Below are 19782 nucleotides of genomic sequence, written 5' to 3'. Positions count from 1 at the left end.
TTGACAATTTTAACGCAGGACGCCGCTCAAATGGACCTTGTCTGAACGATTTGCGATCAGTTCGAACTCGATTCCATGGCCCTTGTCGCCGGCGCCGGCGCGGTGAGCAAATTTCAACGATGCCCGGCCGGGCAGGAACAGCGGCTGGCGGAACTGCACATCGAGCGCCGTCGGCTCACCTTCGACCCGGTCCTCGAGCAGCGCCGCGCAGTGCGCGAGCGTCCACATGCCGTGGGCGATATGCCGCTTGAAGCCGAACAGCTTGGCCGGCAGCGGGGCCAGATGAATCGGATTGAAGTCCTTGCCGACCTTGGCATAGCGGCGGCCGGTGTCGGCCGGGGCATTGATCGCGATGTATTCCGACAGCGTCGGCAGCCGCGGCGAGGCCGGCGGGCGGGCGCCCTTCTTCGGGCCCGGGATACGGAACAGGGTCGTCATGACCTCGCTCCAGACCTCGACGCCGTCGACCGTGACGCTGGTGTTGATGTCGAATTCCAGGCCGGCGCGAACCTCACGCGACTCGCCGAGGCGGACGTCGAAATCATAGGTTTCGCCGCTGCCCAGGCCACGGTGCTGGCGGATGCGGTTGCCGACGTGCACCAGACCGAGCATCGGCAGCGGGAAGCTGGGGTGCACCATCAGCTGCAGATGCAGCGCTGCCGCCATGACGTGTGGAAAGGTGATTGGCAGCGTGTGGCTGTCGGCAAAGCCGCAAACCTTGCGGTACTCGGCAAGCTGCTGCGCGGAAACGCGCACGTTCTTCACCGTCAAGCCGAGCTGCGGGAGCTTCGGCTTGCCTTTCGGCCGGCGTAAGGCCGTGGTCGCAGCCTTGAGGTAGAGCCCTTCGGCCGCGGGCATGCGGGCGAGCGTCGTGTTCATCAAATCCCCTTATTAAAACACAGAAATGGTCGCGCACCGGCGGTGAATTGCCGCTGACAGCACCAAATTCAGGGGAGCTGCCGGTCGATCACGATCTGCAGCGGGGTTGCCGCGTCGGCGCGGGCGACAGGATGACTGCCTTCGAGGTCACCGGACAGCGCCTGCGCGCCACCGCTGGACGTCAACCGGGCCGTCACGACCCAGTTCGGAAACGCCGATAGCTTCATCGCCGGCATCATCGCCAGGCTGTCGTCCAGCGTCACCGTCAACGGCAGCTTCGGGGAACTGATCTTCTGCACCGCCAGCGGCATCGGCGGACCGCTCGCGGCCTTGGCGAAGACCAGCAGCGTCATGCCCGGCTTGAGCTTGTCCTTCAGCGCGTCGGCCAGGCTGACCTCGACCGTCAGGTGCACACCGGAGGCCGGCGCCTGCGGCGAAGCGTCGGCGGCCGCTGGCAGGGTTTCGCCGGCCTTGGTCGCCAACTCCGGCAGGTGCTGGTCCAGGATGGCACGCACGTCGTCCGGCAGGCTGCGGTCATCGCGCAGCTTCAGCCAGTGCGCGTAGGTGGTCTTGAAATCGCCATCCTGCAGCGCCGCCAGGCCGCCATACCACAAGGCCTCGGCGTTGCCGGGCTCCAGTTTCAGCGCCTGCTCGAACAGCGGCCGGCCCTTCGACAGGTCGCGATTACCGTCGGCCATGCCCAGCGCCGCGCCGGCCGCGACCAGCCAGTCGGCATGGGGCTGGTCGATGGTCAGCGCGTTGGCGCGACCATAGGCCTTGGCGCCGTCGGCATAGCGCTGCAACACCACATACGAGCGGCCCAGCATCGCCCAGCCCTGCGCATCGTCGGGTTCGGCATCCAGGTGCGCCTGCAGCTTGGCGATCATGCCGTCGACCATGCGCTCCTGCGCGGCCTGCGGATCGTGACCGGCCAGTTCGATCAGCGAGAAGGTTCGCCACGAGCCGCCATACCAGTACGCCGAGGCGCTCAGCACCGCCAGCACCGCGACACCGGCCAGCGCCAGCGGCAGTCGCCGCGCCGAATGTCCGGCCTCGACCTCCGCCGCGCCGGCGTCGTCGAGCAGGCGCGCCGCCGCCTCGTCGCGCAGCTGCTGCGCGGCCTCGGCGTCGAGCGTGCCGGCGGCGACGTCGGCGTCGATCTCGGCGAGCCGCGTCCGGTAGGCGCCGACATTGGCGCTGCGCCGCCGCAGCGCGGCCGGGCTGGCGCGGCGCCACAGCGGCCGCGTCCACCACAGACCGGCGAGCGCCGCCAGCAGCGCCATCAACAAATAAAGTGTCATGCAGATCCTTTGGGCGGGTCGTCGCCGCGATCCACGCCACGCTCGGCGTCGAGCAGGCGCTGCAGCGCATCGGCGTCGACGTTCGTGGCCGGCGCCATCGCCCGGCGCGAGCGCGCGAAGCGCAGCGCCACGGCCAGCGCCACCAGCAGCACCAGAAACGGCCCGCCCCACAACAGCCAGGTCTTGGCCTTGAACGGCGGCTTATAAAGGACAAAGTCGCCGTAGCGGTCGGTCAGATAGCGCTTGATCTGCGCGTCGCTGCGGCCGGCCGCGATCTGGTCGTGCACCTGCTTGCGCAGATCGGCGGCCAACGGCGCTTGCGAATCGGCGATGGTCTCGTTCTGGCAGACCAGACAGCGCAGCTGGTGGATCAGCCCTTCGTAGCGCGCCTGCTGCGCGGCCGGCAGCGGCGCCAGCGGCAGCAGCGCGTCATCATCGACTTGCGCCGCCGCGATCGATAGCGAGCCGATGAACAACGCGACAGCCAGCAGCAGACGACGCATCACGGCTTGGCCGCCATCAGCGGCGCGACATGGTCGCGCCAGACCTGCTCGTCCATCGGGCCGATCTGCTTGTAGACGATGATGCCCTGGGCATTGAGCACGAAGGTCTCCGGCGCACCATAGACGCCCCAATCCAGGCCGGCACTGCCCTGCGGGTCAGCGACGACCGTGCGATACGGGTTGCCGTGATCTGCCAGCCAGGCGGCGCCGTCGGCATCGGTGTCCTTGTAGTCCATGCCGATGATCTCGACGCCCTGCGATGCGAGCTGCATCAGGAATGGATGCTCGACGCGGCAGGCCACGCACCAGCTGGCGAAGAAATTGACGAGCACCGGCCGGCCCTTGAGGTCGGCGCTGGTGTACGGCTGGTCCGGCTTGCCCAGCAGCTTCAGCGCGAACGCCGGCGCCGGTTTGCCGATCAGCGGGCTCGGCACCTCGCGCGGGTCGTGCTTGAGGCCGGCGGCGAACAGCACGATCAGGCCGATCAGCACCACCGCCGGAACCAGGTAGCGGAGACGCATCAGGCGGCTTCCACGCCGGCCGGCAGCGTCGCCGCCGCGCGCGACAGCCGGTAGCGGCGGTCGCTGATCGCGATCAAGCCACCGAAGGCCATCAGGAAACCGCCGATCCAGACCAGGCGCATCAGCGGCTTGTAATAAAGCCGCACGGCCCAGTCGCCGGCCGCGTTGTTCTTGTCGATCGGCTCGCCGAGCGCGACGTAGAGATCGCGCAGCGGGTTGTGGTCGACCGCCGACTCCGTCATCACCTGCCCGCTGGCCTCGTACAGACGCTTTTCCGGCGCCAGGTGGGCGACGATGCGGCCGTTGCGTTCAACATCGACTTCGCCGTGGTCGGCGCGGTAGTTCGGACCGGTGCGCGGCGTCACGCCCTTCAGCGCAAAGGTGTAGCCGCCCAGGGTCGCTGTCTCGCCGGGGCCGAGGCGCGCATCCTTCTCGATGCTGTAGATACTGGTGAAGGTGACGCCGAGCACCCAGATGCCGAGCCCGACATGGGCCAGCGTCATGCCCCAGATCGCACGCGGAATCTGCGTAATGCCGGCCACGCGATCACGCTTGGCGCGTACGCGACGGACGATCTCCTGCGCGGCGCTGACGATGATCCAGACCGCCAGCAGGCCACCGCCGATCGCGCTGATGCGCAGCGGATGACCGAGCAGCAGCGGCAACGCGATGGCGACGATGACGGCGATCGCGGCCGGCACGCGCAGGCGGCGCACCACCTCGCCGAGCTTGGCGCGCTTCCAGCCGACCGCACAGGCACAGCCGACCAGCAGCGCCAGCGGAATGGTCAGCGGCACGAACACCGCATTGAAGAACGGCGGCCCGACCGAGACCTTGCCGGCATTGATCGACTCGATCACCAACGGATACAACGTGCCGATCAGCACCGCCGCCGCCGCGGTGACGAGAAAGACATTGTTGAGCAGCAACAGCCCCTCGCGTGAGAACAGCGCGAAATCGGCCACCGACACGAACTTCGGTGCCCGCCACGCATAGAGCGTGAACGCGATGCCGAGCACGATGGCGAGGAAGCTGAGAATGAAGACGCCGCGCGCCGGATCGGTGGCGAACGCGTGGACCGAGACCAGCACGCCGGAGCGGACCAGGAAGGTGCCGAGCAAGGACAGCGCGAACGCGAGGATCGCCAGCAGCACGGTCCAGGCCTTGAGCTGACCGCGCTTTTCGGTGACGGCCAGCGAATGGATCAGCGCGGTACCGATCAGCCACGGCATGAACGAGGCGTTCTCGACCGGATCCCAGAACCACCAGCCGCCCCAACCCAGCTCGTGATAGGACCACCACGAACCGAGGGTGATACCGATGGTGAGAAACAGCCAGGCGGCGGTGGTCCACGGCCGCGTCCAGCGCGCCCACGCCGCGTCGAGCCGGCCGGAAATCAGCGAGGCAATGGCGAATGCGAACGCCACCGAGAAGCCGACATAGCCCATGTACAGCATCGGCGGATGCGTGACGAAGCCCGGATCCTGCAGCAGCGGATTCAGATCGCGGCCGTTGTCCGGCACCGGGAAGTCCAGCGTGAACGGATTCGACGTGATCAGGATGAACAGCAGAAAGCCGATCGACAGCGCGCCGAGCACCGCCAGCGCAGTGGCCACCAGATCCGGCGGCAGACGCCGGTTGAAGATCGACACCGCCGCGCTCCAGCCGCTGAGCATCAGCATCCACAGCAGCATCGAGCCCTCGTGCGCGCCCCAAACCGCGGTCGCGCGGTACATCAGCGGCAGATGCGCCTCGCTGTTGGCGGCGACATAGGCGATCGACCAATCCTTGTTGATGAACGCATAGGTCAGACAGCCATAGGCGAACAGGATCAGCAGGAACTGCGTCTGCGCGCCGGACGACGCCATCGCCATCAGGCGCGTGTCGCGACGCCGCACACCGACCGCCGGCACCAGGGTCTGCAAAACCGCGACGATCAGCGCCGCGATCAGCGCGAACTGCCCGAGTTCGGCAGTCATGAGTGCGCCGCTTGCGCTTGCGCTTGCGCTGGCATGGTGCTGTCGCCGTAGGCCGACTTGAACGGCGCGCACGAATGCATGGTACCGCCCTGAGCTTTCAGCGACTTCGCCAGATCCGGCGGCATGTAATTCTCGTCATGCTTGGCCAGCACCTGATCGGCGATGAACACACCGTGCTGGAGATGGCCGGTGGCGACGATGCCCTGCCCTTCCTTGAACAGGTCCGGCAGGATGCCGTCGTAACGCACCGGCAACGACTTCTGGCAATCGGCGAGCGTGAAGTCGACCTGCAGACCGTCACCGCGATGCACGCTGCCGGCGACGACCAGCCCGCCGAGACGTAGCTGGGCATTGTCCGAGACCTTGTGGTCGATCAGATCGGTCGGCGTGTAGAAATACATCATGTTCTTGCGGAACGCGGTAAAGCCGAACACCGCCGCAACGCCAATGCCGACGACCAGCGCGGCGACTGCCGCCATGCGTTTCTGACGCTTGTTCATTCGTCGCCCTGCGCCTCCGCAATCGCTTCGAGGGTCGCCCGCCGGCGCAGCCGCGGTGCGATCAGATTCCACAGATACACGGCCAGACCCGCCGCGAAGCTGCCCCACACATAGACGGCGTAGCCGCTCATGTTCCAGAAATCAGCAGACATCCGCTTACGCTCCGGGTTCCGTGGCCGCCGCGATTTCGCGCACCCAGCGCGTATTGCGCTCGCGCAGCAGCAGCTCGTTTTGCGTACGGCGCAACACCGCGTGCGCACTCCACAGATAAGAACCGAGCAGGCCGGCGTACAGCGGCCAGGCCATGTCGGCGGAAATGTTGGGCTTGCCGAGCTTCAGAATCGTCGAGCCCTGATGCAGGCTGTTCCACCAGACCACCGAGTAATGGACGATGGGCACGTTGACGAAGCCGACGATCGCCAGCAGCGCGCAGGCCCGTGCCGCCGTGCGCGGATCCTCGAATGCACTGTTGAGGCCGATCACGCCGAGGTAGAGAAACAGCAGGACAAGCTCGGACGTCAGGCGCGCATCCCAGACCCAGTAGGCGCCCCACATCGGCTTGCCCCAGAGCATGCCGGTAACCAGCGCCAGCGCCGTGAAGCTGGCGCCGACCGGGGCGATGGCGACCAGCACGCACTCGGCCAGCTTCATGCGCCAGATCAGCGCGACGACACCACACACCGCCATCGCCATGTACAGCGACAAGGACAGCGCCGCCGCCGGCACATGGACGTAAATGATGCGGAAAGCGTCCTTCTGCTGGTAATCGGCCGGCGCCAGCACCAAGCCGCCGAACCAGGCGAGCAGCAACAAAGCGCCGCCGAAACCGGCGCACCAGGGCGCGAGGCGCTGGGCCAGCCCGAAGAACGTCGGCGGCGAGGCAAGGCGGTGGAACCAGGTCCAGGACATCGGTAATCGTTGCGGGCGCGGCGGCTGGCTTTTTAAAACATCGTGTTGAAGCCGGATACGGAGTGCATCGGCCGACACGACGGCGAACATCCTTGAAGACTCCGGAGTATAACGAAGCAACCACGCCACGCGGCAAAACCTCCGCCTCTGCATTACGGGCCGCAATCGTCGATTGTCGGCCCCTGCGCCGAATGGCGCCGATACCCCGTCGTCGTCGCACCATGCCACCCCGTCACGACGCCGGACTTGATGAAAATCAACTCGGCCGACAGACGCCATCCGTACGCTACAGGTGTCGCAGCGGCGCGGCGCCGCTAGCGACGTTCGTCGATGCCGAGTCCAACCCCGCGAGGACCTTCAGGCGCATGCCCACTCCACCGCGCGATGCACCGCTCGAATCCCTAAAAACGCAGCCGTTCGCGCGCGACTTGGCGATGACGCGAATCGGCATGCAGGTCGGCGCGCGGCTGGCGCTGCATTCGGTGCGCAACCTGACACGCGATACCGCCTCGCGTCAGCGCGCCAACCAGGCGTTCTATCGCGAACAGGGCATGGCGCTGGCGCACCAACTCGGCCAGCTCAAGGGCGGCCTGATGAAAGCCGGACAGTTGCTGGCCCTCTACGGCGAGTACTTCCTCCCCGCCGAAGCAGTCGAGGCCCTGCAAACGCTGCAGGACAACAGTCAGCCGGTCGCCTGGGCCATCATCGAGCGGCAACTGACGCGGCAGCTCGGCAAGGCGCGCATGGCGACGCTCGACATCGACCCGCAACCGATCGGTGCCGCATCGCTGGGCCAGGTGCATCGTGCCCGGCGCCGCGGTGATGCAAACGAGCTGTGCCTGAAAGTGCTCTACCCCGGCGTCGCCGAATCGGTCGACAGCGACATGCGCACCCTGGAGCGCCTACTGGCGACCAGCCGCCTGCTGCCGCGCAGCGTCGACCCCAAGCCGATGTTCGGCGAGGTGCGACAGATGTTGCACCAGGAAATCGACTACCGCCGCGAGCGGCATTTCACCGAAATTTATGGCCGCCGCCTCGCCGGCGACACGCGCTTCGTCGTGCCGGCGGTGATCCCCGACTACTGCACGCGCGCGGTGCTGGCGGTGCGCTACGAAGCCGGCGACGACATTCACGCTGCATCGGTGCAGTCATTGCCACAGGACACACGCGACGCGCTCGCAACGGCGATGCTGGAGCTGTTCGTCCATGAGTTCTTCGAATGGGGCACGGTGCAGACCGATCCGAACTTCGGCAACTACCGCTTCCGCCGTAACGGCGATGGCCGGGTGCGGATCGTGCTGCTCGACTTCGGCGCCACACGCAGCTTCAGCAAGTCATTCGTCGACCACTACACCGCCATCATCCGTGCCGCACTGCTGCAGGATCGCGACCAGGTCATCGCCTCGGCGCTGTCGCTGCAGTACGCGTTCTGAGGGCCGCAACCGGTCTCATTCGAAGGCATTGCGCAGCGCTGCGGCCGACAGCCACGGCAAGACCGTCAGCGTCAGCATTAGCAGCGCCGCGAGAAAGAACAACGGGCCGCTGACGTCCAGCCCCTGCTGCGCAGCGCGCACGGCGCCAGCACCGAAGATCACGATCGGCACGATCAGCGGCAGCACCAGCACCGGCAGCAAGGCGCCGCCGCGCGGCAGGCCGACGGTCAGCGCCGCGACGAAGCCACCGATGAAACTCAGGCACGGCGTCCCCAATGCCAGACCCAGCACCAGTGGCCCGAACAATGCCGACGGCAGGCCGAGCATGCCACCCAGCGGCGCGGCCAGCAGCACCAGCGGCAGGCCGCTGAGCAGCCAGTGCGACAGGCTCTTCACGAACACCGCGAAGCTCAGTGAGGTTTCGCTGACGATCAACTGTTCGAGCGTGCCGTCCTCTTGATCGGCGCGATACAGGCGTTCGAGGCTGAGCAGCGCCGCGAGCAAGGCGCCGACCCAGAGGATCGCCGGCGCAAACGACGCCAACTGCGGATCGTTGGGCTTGGCGCCAAAGCTGAAAACGGTGACGACGATGACGAAGAACAGCGGCGGCATCAGCCACTCGGTCTTGGCGCGTGCGGCGAGCCGCAGCTCGCGCGCGAACAGGGCGCGCAGCGCGCTCACAGCGCCAGCTCGCGTGCAGCCAGCGGCGCCGGTAGCGGCTGGTGGCTGGTCATCAGCACCGCACCGCCGTCTTGCAAATGCTCGCCGACCAGATCGGCGAAGCGCGCGAGGCCGGCGACATCGAGTCCATCGAGCGGCTCGTCGAGCAGCCACAGCGCGCGCCGCTGCAGCAGCAGGCGCGCCAGCGCCGTGCGCCGCTTCTGCCCCGCCGACAGCATGCGACAGCTGCGCCGCCGCGCGCGCGCCGGCAGTTCGACACGATCCAGCGCCGGACCGATGGCCGACATCGGCGCGGCGTTGATGCCGCACCAGAATTGCAGATTCTCGATCGCCGACAACTGCAGGTTGAGGCCGTTGCGATGACCCAGCCAGTGCGGGCGCGCGTCTTCACGCTCGTAGCGCACCTGGCCACCGCCGGCATGGCGCAGGCCGGCCAGGGTTTCGAGCAAGGAGGTCTTGCCGACGCCATTGGCGCCACGCAGATGCAGCAGTTCGCCGGGCTGCAGTTGCAGATCGAAATCGCGCAGCAGCGCGCGGTCGCCGCGCAGGACGGAAAGCTTTTCGGCGGTCAGGAGCGGCACGCGTGCACGACGTTGAACATGAGTCGCACAAGTGTAAGCGAGCGGCGCCGTGTAGGCGCACGCCGAAGGACACGTCAGGCCGCAGGTCGGGCGCTGTCGAACAGCGAGGAATAGCCGTCCATGTTCATGACGTCGACATCGGGGCTGACATCGAGCTTGCGATACGCCGGCACTTGCGCGCGGTCGATTGCTGCATACGGCGGCTCGCGACCGGCCGAGGTCTGCAGCACGGCGACGCGCACCACGTCGGCATATTCGGCGGCGCCGTCGGAGTCGGCGTCGAACTGATGCCATTGCTGCGGCACGTCGACCAGCTCCGGCGGGAAGTGCCAGGCCTGCAGCACCATGCAGCCGATGCGCGGCGACAACACCTCGACGACGTTGTCGATCTCGGCCTCGTGGTCGAGCGAATCCTGATGCGCCTCGGCCAGGCGCAGGATCGCCAGCACGCCGATGTCATGGACCAGGCCGGCGAGCATCGCCATCTCCGGATTCAGCAGCGTGCACTGCGCCGCCAACACCTGTGCGGCCGCGGCGACTTCGGTACTGCGCTGCCAGCTCAGGCGCAGTCGCCGTTCGATCAGCGGCGCACCCCGCGCGAACATCTGCTCGATGGCCAGACCCGACACCAGCAGCCGGGTGTAGTCGAAACCGAGACGGGTAATCGCCTGACGAACATTGTCGACGCGGGTGCCGCCACGCTGCGCGGCGCTGTTGGCAACGCGGATCAGGCGCACCGCCAGCGACGCGTCCTTCTGGATTTCCTGCGCCAGCGCCGCCGCCGAAACGTCGTCGCGCTGCGCGAGCTGACGCACGTGCAAGGCGATTTCCGGCAGCGTCGGCAATACCAGCCGGTCGCGGGCCAGCGCATCGATGACAACCCGTTGGAAACGATCTTCGAGGACCATGATGAAGGCTTGAGGCGACAAGTTTTGGCTTCATCGGCCTTATCGGCCCCACCCCTTGCGACTTGAGACCGGTCGTCGGCGGTGGACGGTTGCTGCGGCGCAGCAGCGCCAATCAGCCGCGCGCGCGCGCGATCAATCCGGTCGTCGAATAGCCGTCGTGGAACGGCAACACCAGCACGCGCCCGCCATTGGCAGTCACCGCCTCGTAGCCGGCAATCTGCTCGGGCCGGTAGTCGCCGCCCTTGACCAGCAGATCCGGCAGCACGCGGCCGATCAGCCGCGCCGGCGTATCCTCGGTGAACGGCACGACGAAATCGACGCAGCGTAGCGACGCCAGCAGCGCCATGCGGTCTTCGGTCGCGTTGAGCGGCCGCTCCGGTCCTTTCAAACGTTTGACCGAGGCATCGTCGTTGACGGCGACGATCAGCAGATCGCCAAGCTCACGCGCCGCCTGCAGATAGCGCGCGTGACCGACATGCAGCACATCGAACACGCCATTGGTCATGACGATGCGCTTGCCGGCCGCGCGTGCGGCGGACACCGCGGCGAGCAGCGCCGACTCGTCGAGCACACCGCCCTGGATTGCGCGGCTGCTGAGCGCCTTGTCGAGTTCAGCCTGGGTGACGGTCGCGGTGCCGAGCTTGCCGACCACGATGCCGGCCGCGGCGTTGGCCAGCACGCAGGCGCGCGGCAACGCGACGCCCGCCGCCAGCGCCGCCGCCAGCGTCGCGATCACGGTGTCGCCGGCGCCGGTGACGTCGAACACCTCGCGCGCGGCGGTCGGCACATGCAACGGCGCTTCGCCCGGCACGACCAGCGTCATGCCGTGCTCGCTGCGCGTGATCAGCAAGGCGCCGAAATCGAGTTCGCGGCACAGTGCCTCGGCGCGAGCGACCAGTTCGGCATCGTCGCGGCAGACGCCGGCGACGGCCTCGAACTCCGACAAATTCGGCGTCAGCAGCGTCGCGCCGCGATAGCGTTGCCAGTCGTCGCCCTTGGGGTCGATCAGCACGCGCCGACCCTGCGCGCGCGCCGCGTCGATCAGCGTCGCCACATCGCGCAGCGTGCCTTTGCCGTAGTCCGACAGCACGACCACATCGTTGGCCGGCAGCGCCTGCGCATAGCGCGCCTGCAGCGCCGCCGCATTGAAGCCGTCGACCTCGCCGAACGCTTCCTCGAAGTCGAGGCGGATCAGCTGCTGGTTGCGCGACAGCACGCGCAGCTTGGTGATGGTCGGCGCGCCGGTGGTGGCGATGAAATGCGCGTCGATGCCGCGCGCGCGCGTTTCGTCGGCGAGCAGGCGCGCCGCCTCGTCCTCGCCGACCACGCCGAGCAGGCCGACCTGGGCACCGAGCGCGGCAACGTTCAGCGCTACGTTCGCCGCGCCGCCCGGCCGCGTCTCGTCACGGCGGATGCGCACCACCGGCACCGGCGCCTCGGGCGAGATGCGCGCTGTCGGCCCGGTCCAGTAGCGATCGAGCATCAGATCGCCGCAGACCAGAACGCGGGCGCTGGCGAATTCCGGCAGCAGGCTCACGACGTGTGGCGGCTCGTACGCAGCGCGATCAGATGTGGGCGAGCCACTCGGGATAGGCGTCGCTCTGGCCCGTGACCAGCGCCAGATACGCCGCCTGCAGCTTGGCCGTGATCGGACCGCGGCTGCCGCTGCCGATCGGGCGGTTGTCGAGCTCGCGAATCGGCGTCACTTCGGCGGCGGTGCCGGTGAAGAACGCTTCGTCGCAGACGTAGATTTCGTCGCGCGTGATGCGGCGCTCGACAACCTTGTAGCCCATGTCCTGCGCGAGCTGCATCACCGTGCGGCGCGTGATGCCGTCGAGAGCGCTGGTCACGTCCGGCGTGCTGATGACGCCATTGTTGACGACGAAGATGTTCTCGGCGCTGCCCTCGGCGACGAAGCCTTCCGGATCGAGCATCAGCGCTTCGTCGTAGCCGTCGCGCAGCACTTCGTTGAGCGCCATCGACGAGCCGAGGTAGTTGGCATTGGCCTTGGCGCGGCACAGCGAGGCGTTGACGTACTGGCGCTGGAACGAGCTGGTCTTGATGCGGATGCCGCGCTCCATGTTGTCGGCGCCCAGATACGCGCCCCAGGTCCACGCACCAACCATGACATGCGTCTTCAGGCCGGTGGCACGCAGGCCCATGCCTTCGCTGCCATAGAACACCATCGGCCGGATGTAGGCCGATTCGAGCTTGTTGGCGCGCAGCACTTCCTTCTGCGCCTCATTGATCTCGTCCATCGAGAACGGCATCTTCATGTCGAGGATCTTCGCCGAATTGAACAGGCGCTTGGTGTGCTCCTCGAGACGGAAGATCGCCGTGCCCTGGTCTGTCTTGTAGGCGCGAACGCCTTCGAAACAGCCAACGCCATAATGCAGCGTATAGGTCAGCACATGGGTCGTGCACTCGCGCCAGGGCTTGAGTTCACCGTCAAACCAGATAAAGCCGTCACGATCGGCAAAAGAAGTCATCGAAGGTCCTGCCAAAGCTTGAGAAGAGCGACGCCTGCGGCGCCGCCAACCGGGGGGAAAGTCCCCAATTATAGGGAATCGCCGCGGCTCGGCGGTGGCCTTGCACTGACAGCGTGCAGACCGCAGCATGCGGGCTCGCCAGATGCCGCCCGATTCGTGTCCGTCCCTGCCCCGCGCCTGAACCTGTCCGCTGCCGTCCCCGATGCGCCGCGTATCCTCATCGTGCGCCTGTCCGCGCTCGGCGACATCGTCTTCGCCAGCAGCATGCTCGATGCGCTGCGTGCGCGCTGGCCGCGGGCGCAGATCACGTGGCTCGCGCAACCGGGTTTCGCCGGCATCCTCGAGGGTGACCCCCGCGTCGATACGCTGATCCGCGCGCCGGCCGACCTGTTCGGCTCGACCAGCGCGCTGTGGCGCCTGCGCCGCATGCTGCGCGCGCAGCATTTCGACTGGGTGTTCGATGTCCAGGGCCTGTTCAAATCGCGGCTGGTGGCGTGGCTGGCGGGCGGCACACGCGTCGGCTTCGCCTCCAAGGAGCCCGGTGGCTTTTTGATGCAACACCGCCTCGACAAGGGCGGCGATGTCGCCGACATCGCGTCCGAATACCGCTACTTCGCCGAAGCCGTCAGCGGCATCGTGGCTGGCCCACCGCATCTGATCGTCGACGATGCCCGGCGCGCGGCGGTCGCCGCGCGCGCCGCCGCACTGGGCTTGACCGACGGATTCATCGCGCTGTGTCCGTTCACCACGCGGCCGCAGAAACACTGGATCGAATCGCACTGGCCCGCACTGGTCGAGCAGTTGGCCGCCGCCGGCCTCGGCCCCTGCGTGCTGTTCGGCGGGCCGGGCGATCGCGACGCTGCGGCACGTATCACCGCCGCCACCCGCGCGCCGCTGATCAACCTGGCCGGTGACACCCGACTCGCCGAGCTGCCGGCCTGGCTGGCCGCGGCGCGGCTGGTGATTGGCGTCGACACCGGCCTCACGCACATCGGCATCGCGGTCGCGACGCCGACCGTGGCGCTGTTCGGTTCGACACGGCCGTATCTACAAGGTGCGGACTCGCCGCTGACGGTGATGTACGACGCCCTGCCCTGCGCCCCGTGCCGCCGGCGGCCGACCTGCGACGGCCGTTTCGACTGCATGCGTCAGCTGACCCCGGAACGGGTGGCGGTAGCCGCCGGCAGGCTGCTCAAGGACGGCGGCGCGTCATGAAGGACCTGTCATCTGACGGCTTCTTCATCTAAGCCGCCACGAATCTTGCTTATCGTTTGCGGCCGCGCCATTCGCCCGACCGGGTAGACAGCGGCCATCACAACGCCAGGGAGAGTCACGAGTGGAAAGTTTCATCAACGCGATCGACAGCCTGATCTGGAGTCGCCCGCTGGTCGCGCTATGCCTCGGCGCCGGCCTGTATTTCTCGTTCCGGACGCGCTTCATGCAGATCCGCGAGTTCGTCGAAATGTTCCGGCTGACCGTCAAGGGTGAGAAATCGGCCGCGGGCGTCTCGTCGTTCCAGGCTCTGGCGATGTCGCTGTCGGGCCGTATCGGCATCGGCAACATCGCCGGTGTCGCCACCGCCATCGCGTTCGGCGGTCCGGGCTCGATCTTCTGGATGTGGGTCATGGGCTTTCTCGGCGCCTCGACCTCGTACGTCGAGTCGACGCTGGCCCAGATCTACAAGGTCAAGGATGCCGACGGTCGCTACCGCGGCGGCCCGGCCTACTACATCGAAAAGGCGATGGGCCTGAAGTGGTACGCGATGGCGTTTGCGATCGCGACGATCATCGCCGCCGGCTTCCTGATGCCGGGCGTGCAGGCCAATGCGATCGCCGACAGCGCCGCCAATGTCTGCGCCGGCAGCCATCTGTGCGGCGCGATGGACGGCACCTGGCTCGGCATGCCGGCCCGTGACGCCTTCAAGCTCGGCGTCGGCCTGCTCGTGGCGGTATTGCTGGCCGGCATCATCTTCGGCGGCGTCAAGCGCATCGCCAATTTCGCCGAAGTCGTCGTGCCGTTCATGGCGGCCGGCTTCATCCTGATGGCGCTGACCATCATGGTGCTCAACGCCGGCAAGGTGCCGGCCATGTTCGCGACCATCTTCAGCAGCGCCTTCGGTTCGCACGCGGCCTTCGGCGCGATGTTCGGCCTGGCCGTCGAATGGGGCGTCAAGCGCGGCATCTACGCCAACGAGGCCGGTCAGGGCACCGGTCCGCACGCCGCCGCCGCCGCCGAAGTCTCGCATCCGGCCAAGCAGGGTCTGGTGCAGGCATTCGCGATCTACTTCGACACCATGCTGGTCTGCACGTCGACCGCGTTCCTGATCCTGGCCACCGGCAAGTACAACGTCTACTCGGCCGGCGGCCCCAGCGCTCCGCCCATCTACGGCGGCCTGCCGGGCGTCGGCGAAGGCCCGGGCTATGCGCAGGCGGCCGTCGAGTCGGTGCTGCCCGGCTGGGGTGCCAGCTTCGTCGCGATCGCGCTGTTCTTCTTCGCGTTCACGACCATCATGGCCTACTACTACATGGCCGAAACCAATCTCAGCTACGTCAACGGCGATCGTCACCGTCCGCTGCCGGTGCTGATGCTGCGCCTCGGCCTGATGGCGATGATCGTGTTCGGCGCATACCGCAACGCCTCGCAGGCCTGGGCGCTTGGCGACATCGGCGTCGGCCTGATGGCCTGGCTCAACATCGTCGCCATCCTGATCCTGCACAAGCCGGCGATGATCGCACTGAAGGACTACGAAACGCAGCGCAAGGCCGGCAAGAATCCGGTGTTCGATCCGGAAGCACTGGGCATCCGCAACACCACGCTGTGGAAGCGCGACGACGCGTAACGGTAAAACCGCAGATGACGCAGATGAAGACGACACGGCATCTTCGTGTCCGCCGCGAAATCGGTGGGGCGCCAGCTTTTCTGTAAAGCAAAGCGGCCTGCTTCGTTGTCTCGGTCGGTCTGCTCCTGCAGGGGCAGACCGACCGAGACCGCCGATCAGCGAAACATCTGAACCGCAGCCGAAATCAATACGCTTTTCATCTGCGAAATCTGCGTAATCTGCGGTTCCCGCTTTTGCTTTTGCGGCACGAGCGCTCTACACCAGCGCCCGTCCGGTCACGGCTTCCAACACCTTGAGCGGCGAGCGCTCCGGGTACTGCAGGGCAGCGACCGGCACGTAGAAGGTCTGTTCGAGCATGTAGCGTCCGGACAGCACCGCATGCGAGACCTGATCGGAATAGACGATCCAGGTCTCGCCGGGCGCGAATTCCACCGGCGTCTTCGGCACCTGCGCCTGATAGGCCAGATCGGCCTTCATGCCGTCGTGCAGTTGCAGCATGTAGTGGTCGTAGCCGCTGCGCCGCGACTTGGTGATCTTGGTCGCCGCCATCAGTGCCGACTTCAAGCTGCTGGGCTTGGGCGCGCGCGGCGCGAAGCGCGCGGCAACATCGGCAAACGGCTCACCGACCCGCCAGCGACGCGGCTCGCCATGCGGATTGATGTTGTTGAACACGCGCAGCAGGCGCCGACCGTGCACCGGCGTCGCCGGAAACGCGTCGACGTGCAGGCGCGTGTCGTCATGGCGCCAGGACTTCGGTACGCGCCCGGCGATTTCCGCCGGCCGGTAGCTGGTGCGGCCATCGATCAGCTGCGCGGCGTACGGCGCGAACAAGTGCTCGATCAACGTCCGCGTCGAGCGGTGGTAGCGCCCCAGGAACCCGCGCAGCTGGGCCTCCAGCGCGGCCTCGCCGTCGGCGCCCTGCACGCGATCATTGGCCGGGTTGTAGCTGATGTTCTTGCGCGCCCCGCTGAGCAGCGTCGGCGACAGCAGCGACTGCTCGTCGGCCTGCAGCACGAACGGCAGCGGCAGGCGCAGGACGCTGCCGGCTTCCAGGGCATCGAGGGCATGCGCAGCGGTCGCCGGCGCCACCGGCGCCTGCCAGTCGGTCACAAAAATCGTTTCTATCGCGTTCATGGCGCTTACGGTGCGATGACAGGCGCCCAGTATAATGGCCGGCCCTCCCCGCCCTGATGGATGCCGTCGCCCGATGCTCAAAGTGATGCACGTCGAAGCCGGCGAAAACTTCTACGGCGGCGCGCGCCAGGTGGCCTTCCTCGTCGACGGCCTTGCGCGCCGCGGCATCGCCAACGTCGTGGTCTGCCCGCGGCGTTCGCTGACCGCACGGCGCATCGCCGAGCTGCCGGTGACACTGCGCGAAATACCGATGGCCGGCGATCTCGACCTGCCACTGCTGTTTCGCCTGCGGCGCCTGTTGCGCGACGAAAAGCCGGACCTGCTACATCTGCACAGCCGCCGTGGGCCGGAAATTCTCGGGGGCCTCGCCGGCCGCTGGCACGGCCTGCCGATCGTCTATTCGCGGCGCAACGATCATTACGAATCGCCGGCGATCACCCGCTACAAATACCGCCTCTACGACCGCGTCGTGGCGATCTCGCAGTGCATCGGCGACGTGCTCAAGGACAGCGGCGTACCACCGGCGAAAATCCGTGTCGTGCGCAGTGCCTTCACACCGGAAGCCGTGACCCCGCTGACGCGTGACGCGCTGCGTGACACCTTCGGCCTGCCGCGCGACGCCTTCGTCGTCGCCATCGTCGCGCAGCTGATCCGCCGCAAGGGCCACGCCGTGCTGCTCGACGCGATGCCGCGCCTGCTGCGCGACATTCCGAACCTGCACGTGCTGTTCTTCGGCAAGGGTGGCCTGCAGGACGAACTGCAGCAGCGCGTCGATGCGGATCAGCTAGGGGAACGCGTCAAGCTCGCCGGCTATCGAGAAGACTTGCCACAGCTGCTCGAAGGTCTGGATCTGCTCATTCATCCGGCCTTCGCCGAAGGGCTTGGCGTGTCCTTGCTGCAAGCCTCGGCCAACGGCGTGGCGATCGTCGCGTCGCGCGCCGGCGGCATTCCCGAGGCGGTGCGCGACGGCGTCAACGGCGTGCTGGTGCCGCCGCACGACGTCGACGCGCTGGCTGAAGCCATCACTGCGCTCGCGCACGACGATGTGCGCCGCCAGGCGCTCGGCGCCGCCGGCCGGCGGCTGATCGCCGACGAGTTTTCGGTCGATGCGATGGTCGAAGGCAATCTGGCGGTGTACCGCGAGCTGCTCGGTGACGCGGCGTGAACGGCGTCAGCATCTTCATGTATCACCAGGTCGGCCGCTTCGCGCCGATGCGCGATCACCGCGCGAACTATTGCGACGTCGATCGCTTCCGTTCACAGATGCGCTATCTGAAGTGGATCGGCGCGAGCGTGCTGTCGATGAGCGATGCGCTCGATGCACTGCAGGGCCGCCGCCCGCTGCCGCCGCGCGCCGTGGTGCTGAGCTTCGACGACGGCTGCGACAACTTCCACGAATACGCGCTGCCGGTGCTCGAAGCATTCGGCTATCCGGCGATCGTCTACGCCATTGCCGGCATGACCGGCGGCCAGGGCGAATGGCTGGCCGCGGTCGGCCATCCGATTCCGTCGTTGATGGACGCCGCGCGTCTGCGCGAACTGCCGGCGCGCGGCGTCGAAGTCGGCAGTCATGCCTGGAGCCACATCCGCCTCGCCGGCCAGAGCACCGAGGTGCTCGCGCACGAAATCGGAGACAGCCGCAAGCAGCTCGAAGACCTGCTCGGCCGCGCCGTCACGCATTTCTGCTACCCCTACGGTTCGCACGATCTGAACGTGCTCGACGCCACCGCCGCAGCCGGTTACACGTCGGCCGTGACCTGTCAGCGTGGTGCCGCGACCGCCGCCTTCGATCCGCTGGCGCTGCCGCGCAAAGGCATCTCGTTCGGCGACGACATGTTCGGCTTCGCCTGGAAGCTGCACGCCAAAAATCAGCCCAAGGGCACCGCGCTGCGGCGCGCGACACTGCCTGGAGCCGTCTCGTGAAAATTCTCGTCACCGGCGCCGCCGGCTTCATCGGCTTTCATACCGCGCAGCGCCTGCTCGCGCGCGGCGATGAAGTGGTCGGCATCGACAACCTCAACGACTACTACGACGTCGCGCTCAAGCAGGCGCGCGTCGCCGAACTCGAAAAGCACGCGGGCTTTCGCTTTCAGCATCTCGACTTCGCCGACCGCGACGGCATGGCCGCGCTGTTCGCACGCGAGCGCTTTCCGCGCGTCATTCACCTCGGCGCGCAGGCCGGCGTGCGCTATTCGCTGAAGAATCCGCACGCGTATGTCGACAGCAACCTGGTCGGCTTCACCAACATCCTCGAAGGCTGTCGTCATCATGACGTCGAGCACCTGACCTACGCCTCGTCGAGTTCGGTCTACGGCCTCAACACCGAGATGCCGTTCTCGGTGCATCACAACGTCGACCATCCGATCTCGCTGTACGCGGCGAGCAAGAAGGCCAACGAGTTGATGGCGCACACCTACAGCCATCTGTACGGCCTGCCGACCACCGGCCTGCGCTTCTTCACCGTCTACGGTCCATGGGGCCGGCCGGACATGGCGCTGTTCCTGTTCACACGCGCGATCCTCGAAGGCCGACCGATCGACGTCTTCAACAACGGCGACATGGAGCGCGACTTCACGTACATCGACGACATCGTCGAAGGCGTGGTGCGCACCGCCGACCTGACGGCAACGCCGAATCCGGACTGGTCCGGCGCGCATCCCGATCCGTCGAGTTCGTCAGCGCCGTACCGGCTCTACAACATCGGCAACAACCGGCCGGTGCGCCTGCTGCGCATGATCGAGGTACTCGAAGACGCGCTCGGTCGCAAGGCGCAAAAGAACTTACTGCCGCTGCAGGCCGGCGACGTGCGCAAGACCTGCGCCGACATCGATGCGCTGCATGACGCCGTCGGCTTCGCGCCGTCGACGCCGCTGGAAACCGGCATCCCGCGTTTCGTTGCCTGGTATCGCGCGCACTACGGCGTCTGAGTGCGGCGGCAACGCGCTTTTCGACGAGCCTTTTCAAAACCTGCAGTCAATACCGTCAGCGCCTCGCAAGGTGCTGCGCCGCGGGTTTGTGCGCGTGCCGTTGAGCACGCGCCTATCGCACGACGTGTTGACAGTCCCTCGACAGAACCTGTGATGAATTCGCGCCGACCGGACCGCCGCCTCGACCGTCCGGCATTC

General features: G+C 67.0%; 20 protein-coding genes. 6 read left to right on the top strand and 14 right to left on the bottom strand.

Translation table 11 applies throughout. The annotated features are described in order from the left end of the window. Positions 1-9: 9 nt before the first annotated feature. From G7Y82_RS05035 to G7Y82_RS05000, 8 genes are all read right to left on the bottom strand, one after another. Complete coding sequence (locus G7Y82_RS05035) at positions 10-879, bottom strand: MaoC family dehydratase (protein WP_168146916.1); 870 nt, start codon at positions 877-879, stop codon at positions 10-12. Between the two features lie 68 nt (positions 880-947). After that, complete coding sequence (gene ccmI / locus G7Y82_RS05030) at positions 948-2180, bottom strand: c-type cytochrome biogenesis protein CcmI (RefSeq protein WP_168146915.1); 1233 nt, start codon at positions 2178-2180, stop codon at positions 948-950. After that, complete coding sequence (locus G7Y82_RS05025) at positions 2177-2683, bottom strand: cytochrome c-type biogenesis protein (RefSeq protein ID WP_168146914.1); 507 nt, start codon at positions 2681-2683, stop codon at positions 2177-2179. The genes ccmI and G7Y82_RS05025 overlap by 4 nt, the downstream gene beginning before the upstream one ends. After that, on the bottom strand, positions 2683-3204 hold the full coding sequence (locus G7Y82_RS05020; protein WP_168146913.1) for a DsbE family thiol:disulfide interchange protein: 522 nt from the start codon (positions 3202-3204) through the stop codon (positions 2683-2685). Before G7Y82_RS05020 ends, G7Y82_RS05025 begins: the two co-directional genes overlap by 1 nt. Further along, positions 3204-5183: a heme lyase CcmF/NrfE family subunit gene (locus tag G7Y82_RS05015; RefSeq protein WP_168146912.1), complete on the bottom strand. Its 1980-nt coding sequence runs from the start codon at positions 5181-5183 to the stop codon at positions 3204-3206. Before G7Y82_RS05015 ends, G7Y82_RS05020 begins: the two co-directional genes overlap by 1 nt. Next, on the bottom strand, positions 5180-5683 hold the full coding sequence (ccmE, locus tag G7Y82_RS05010) for a cytochrome c maturation protein CcmE (RefSeq protein WP_168146911.1): 504 nt from the start codon (positions 5681-5683) through the stop codon (positions 5180-5182). The genes G7Y82_RS05015 and ccmE overlap by 4 nt, the downstream gene beginning before the upstream one ends. Then, a complete protein-coding gene (ccmD, locus tag G7Y82_RS05005) occupies positions 5680-5835 on the bottom strand; it encodes a heme exporter protein CcmD (protein WP_240954078.1) in 156 nt (51 codons plus the stop codon). The genes ccmE and ccmD overlap by 4 nt, the downstream gene beginning before the upstream one ends. A gap of 4 nt (positions 5836-5839) precedes the next feature. Then, the gene (locus G7Y82_RS05000; protein WP_168146910.1) at positions 5840-6592 is read right to left on the bottom strand and encodes a heme ABC transporter permease; all 753 of its coding nucleotides are present in this window, start codon (positions 6590-6592) and stop codon (positions 5840-5842) included. Positions 6593-6957: 365 nt separating this feature from the next. Here G7Y82_RS05000 and G7Y82_RS04995 point away from each other — a divergent pair, with 365 nt between their 5' ends. After that, a complete protein-coding gene (locus tag G7Y82_RS04995; RefSeq protein WP_168146909.1) occupies positions 6958-8025 on the top strand; it encodes an ABC1 kinase family protein in 1068 nt (355 codons plus the stop codon). Positions 8026-8040: 15 nt separating this feature from the next. Here G7Y82_RS04995 and ccmB read toward each other — a convergent pair whose 3' ends face one another. From ccmB to G7Y82_RS04970, 5 genes are all read right to left on the bottom strand, one after another. Then, the gene (ccmB, locus tag G7Y82_RS04990) at positions 8041-8706 is read right to left on the bottom strand and encodes a heme exporter protein CcmB (protein WP_168146908.1); all 666 of its coding nucleotides are present in this window, start codon (positions 8704-8706) and stop codon (positions 8041-8043) included. After that, on the bottom strand, positions 8703-9287 hold the full coding sequence (ccmA, locus tag G7Y82_RS04985) for a heme ABC exporter ATP-binding protein CcmA (RefSeq protein WP_168146907.1): 585 nt from the start codon (positions 9285-9287) through the stop codon (positions 8703-8705). The genes ccmB and ccmA overlap by 4 nt, the downstream gene beginning before the upstream one ends. Positions 9288-9361: 74 nt before the next feature. Continuing rightward, positions 9362-10216: an HDOD domain-containing protein gene (locus G7Y82_RS21350; RefSeq protein WP_168146906.1), complete on the bottom strand. Its 855-nt coding sequence runs from the start codon at positions 10214-10216 to the stop codon at positions 9362-9364. Between the two features lie 91 nt (positions 10217-10307). After that, on the bottom strand, positions 10308-11732 hold the full coding sequence (gene hldE / locus G7Y82_RS04975) for a bifunctional D-glycero-beta-D-manno-heptose-7-phosphate kinase/D-glycero-beta-D-manno-heptose 1-phosphate adenylyltransferase HldE (RefSeq protein ID WP_366515613.1): 1425 nt from the start codon (positions 11730-11732) through the stop codon (positions 10308-10310). A gap of 28 nt (positions 11733-11760) precedes the next feature. Next, on the bottom strand, positions 11761-12684 hold the full coding sequence (locus tag G7Y82_RS04970) for a branched-chain amino acid transaminase (protein WP_168146905.1): 924 nt from the start codon (positions 12682-12684) through the stop codon (positions 11761-11763). Positions 12685-12840: 156 nt separating this feature from the next. Here G7Y82_RS04970 and waaF point away from each other — a divergent pair, with 156 nt between their 5' ends. Both waaF and G7Y82_RS04960 read left to right on the top strand, forming a co-directional pair. Then, positions 12841-13899, top strand: a complete 1059-nt coding sequence (waaF, locus tag G7Y82_RS04965; protein WP_366515612.1) for a lipopolysaccharide heptosyltransferase II — start codon at positions 12841-12843, stop codon at positions 13897-13899. Positions 13900-14020: 121 nt separating this feature from the next. Continuing rightward, positions 14021-15523 carry an alanine/glycine:cation symporter family protein gene (locus G7Y82_RS04960; RefSeq protein WP_168146904.1) on the top strand — a complete coding sequence of 501 codons (1503 nt, stop codon included), beginning with the start codon at positions 14021-14023 and terminating at the stop codon, positions 15521-15523. A 255-nt stretch (positions 15524-15778) separates the two neighbouring features. On the opposite strand, the gene kdoO is transcribed toward G7Y82_RS04960, so the two are convergent. Beyond that, on the bottom strand, positions 15779-16657 hold the full coding sequence (kdoO, locus tag G7Y82_RS04955) for a Kdo hydroxylase KdoO (protein WP_168146903.1): 879 nt from the start codon (positions 16655-16657) through the stop codon (positions 15779-15781). Positions 16658-16730: 73 nt separating this feature from the next. Here kdoO and G7Y82_RS04950 point away from each other — a divergent pair, with 73 nt between their 5' ends. The 3 genes from G7Y82_RS04950 to G7Y82_RS04940 are packed head-to-tail and all read left to right on the top strand — an operon-like array spanning position 16731 to position 19584. Continuing rightward, a complete protein-coding gene (locus G7Y82_RS04950; protein WP_168146902.1) occupies positions 16731-17822 on the top strand; it encodes a glycosyltransferase family 4 protein in 1092 nt (363 codons plus the stop codon). Beyond that, positions 17819-18580, top strand: a complete 762-nt coding sequence (locus G7Y82_RS04945) for a polysaccharide deacetylase family protein (protein ID WP_168146901.1) — start codon at positions 17819-17821, stop codon at positions 18578-18580. Before G7Y82_RS04950 ends, G7Y82_RS04945 begins: the two co-directional genes overlap by 4 nt. Continuing rightward, on the top strand, positions 18577-19584 hold the full coding sequence (locus G7Y82_RS04940) for an NAD-dependent epimerase (RefSeq protein WP_168146900.1): 1008 nt from the start codon (positions 18577-18579) through the stop codon (positions 19582-19584). Before G7Y82_RS04945 ends, G7Y82_RS04940 begins: the two co-directional genes overlap by 4 nt. The last annotated feature ends 198 nt before the right edge of the window (positions 19585-19782 follow it).

This window comes from Solimonas marina, assembly GCF_012241385.1.
In the GTDB taxonomy this organism is placed as follows: Bacteria; Pseudomonadota; Gammaproteobacteria; order Nevskiales; family Nevskiaceae; genus Solimonas; species Solimonas marina.
Note: the sequence above shows the minus strand (reverse complement) of the source record. Positions and strands in the feature narration are given on the sequence as shown.

Bases quoted from the DNA above. Each gene is read 5' to 3' on its own strand.
- G7Y82_RS05035 (WP_168146916.1), bottom strand. From the start codon at position 879: ATGAACACGACGCTCGCCCGCATGCCCGCGGCCGAAGGGCTCTACCTC.
- ccmI (WP_168146915.1), bottom strand. From the start codon at position 2,180: ATGACACTTTATTTGTTGATGGCGCTGCTGGCGGCGCTCGCCGGTCTG.
- G7Y82_RS05025 (WP_168146914.1), bottom strand. From the start codon at position 2,683: ATGCGTCGTCTGCTGCTGGCTGTCGCGTTGTTCATCGGCTCGCTATCG.
- G7Y82_RS05020 (WP_168146913.1), bottom strand. From the start codon at position 3,204: ATGCGTCTCCGCTACCTGGTTCCGGCGGTGGTGCTGATCGGCCTGATC.
- G7Y82_RS05015 (WP_168146912.1), bottom strand. From the start codon at position 5,183: ATGACTGCCGAACTCGGGCAGTTCGCGCTGATCGCGGCGCTGATCGTC.
- ccmE (WP_168146911.1), bottom strand. From the start codon at position 5,683: ATGAACAAGCGTCAGAAACGCATGGCGGCAGTCGCCGCGCTGGTCGTC.
- ccmD (WP_240954078.1), bottom strand. From the start codon at position 5,835: ATGTCTGCTGATTTCTGGAACATGAGCGGCTACGCCGTCTATGTGTGG.
- G7Y82_RS05000 (WP_168146910.1), bottom strand. From the start codon at position 6,592: ATGTCCTGGACCTGGTTCCACCGCCTTGCCTCGCCGCCGACGTTCTTC.
- G7Y82_RS04995 (WP_168146909.1), top strand. From the start codon at position 6,958: ATGCCCACTCCACCGCGCGATGCACCGCTCGAATCCCTAAAAACGCAG.
- G7Y82_RS04970 (WP_168146905.1), bottom strand. From the start codon at position 12,684: ATGACTTCTTTTGCCGATCGTGACGGCTTTATCTGGTTTGACGGTGAA.
- kdoO (WP_168146903.1), bottom strand. From the start codon at position 16,657: ATGAACGCGATAGAAACGATTTTTGTGACCGACTGGCAGGCGCCGGTG.
- G7Y82_RS04950 (WP_168146902.1), top strand. From the start codon at position 16,731: ATGCTCAAAGTGATGCACGTCGAAGCCGGCGAAAACTTCTACGGCGGC.